The organism is Streptomyces sp. NPDC048002, assembly GCF_040653275.1.
GTDB lineage: Bacteria > Actinomycetota > Actinomycetes > Streptomycetales > Streptomycetaceae > Streptomyces.
Window position 1 is genome coordinate 1 of sequence record NZ_JBEZNL010000100.1, and the last position, 1,063, is coordinate 1,063.

Sequence of the window (1,063 nt, forward strand, 5' to 3'; positions counted from 1 at the left end):
GTCGCAGTAACCAGGCCGCTGCGACTGTTTATCAAAAACACAGCACTCTGCAAACACGAAAGTGGACGTATAGGGTGTGACGCCTGCCCGGTGCTGGAAGGTTAATTGATGGGGTCAGCCGCAAGGCGAAGCTCTTGATCGAAGCCCCAGTAAACGGCGGCCGTAACTATAACGGTCCTAAGGTAGCGAAATTCCTTGTCGGGTAAGTTCCGACCTGCACGAATGGCGTAACGACAGCGGCGCTGTCTCCACCCGAGACTCAGTGAAATTGAAATCGCTGTGAAGATGCAGCGTTCCCGTGGCAAGACGGAAAGACCCCGTGAACCTTTACTATAGCTTTACACTGAACGTTGAGTTCGTCTGTGTAGGATAGGTGGGAGGCTATGAAACTGTGGCGCTAGCTGCAGTGGAGCCATCCTTGAAATACCACCCTGTCGTGCTTGACGTTCTAACCTGGGCCCATTATCTGGGTCGGGGACCGTGTATGGTGGGTAGTTTGACTGGGGCGGTCTCCTCCTAAAGAGTAACGGAGGAGCTCGAAGGTACGCTCAGCGCGGTCGGACATCGCGCACTGTGTGCAAAGGCATAAGCGTGCTTGACTGCAAGATCGACGGATCAAGCAGGTAGGAAACTAGGACTTAGTGATCCGGTGGTTCTGTATGGAAGGGCCATCGCTCAACGGATAAAAGGTACTCCGGGGATAACAGGCTGATACCGCCCAAGAGTTCATATCGACGGCGGTGTTTGGCACCTCGATGTCGGCTCATCACATCCTGGGGCTGTAGTCGGTCCCAAGGGTATGGCTGTTCGCCATTTAAAGTGGTACGCGAGCTGGGTTCAGAACGTCGTGAGACAGTTCGGTCCCTATCTGCCATGGGCGTTGGAGATTTGAGAGGGGCTGCTCCTAGTACGAGAGGACCGGAGTGGACGAACCTCTGGTGTTCCGGTTGTCACGCCAGTGGCATTGCCGGGTAGCTATGTTCGGAAGCGATAACCGCTGAAAGCATCTAAGCGGGAAGCGCGCCTCAAGATGAGATCTCCCGGGGCACAAGCCCCCTGAAGG

At 55.2% G+C, this 1,063-nt stretch carries 1 rRNA gene; it reads left to right on the plus strand.

Annotation, left to right across the window (positions count from 1 at the left end):
- Nucleotides 1-1,063, plus strand: a 23S ribosomal RNA gene (locus AB0E07_RS39860); the annotation flags it as partial.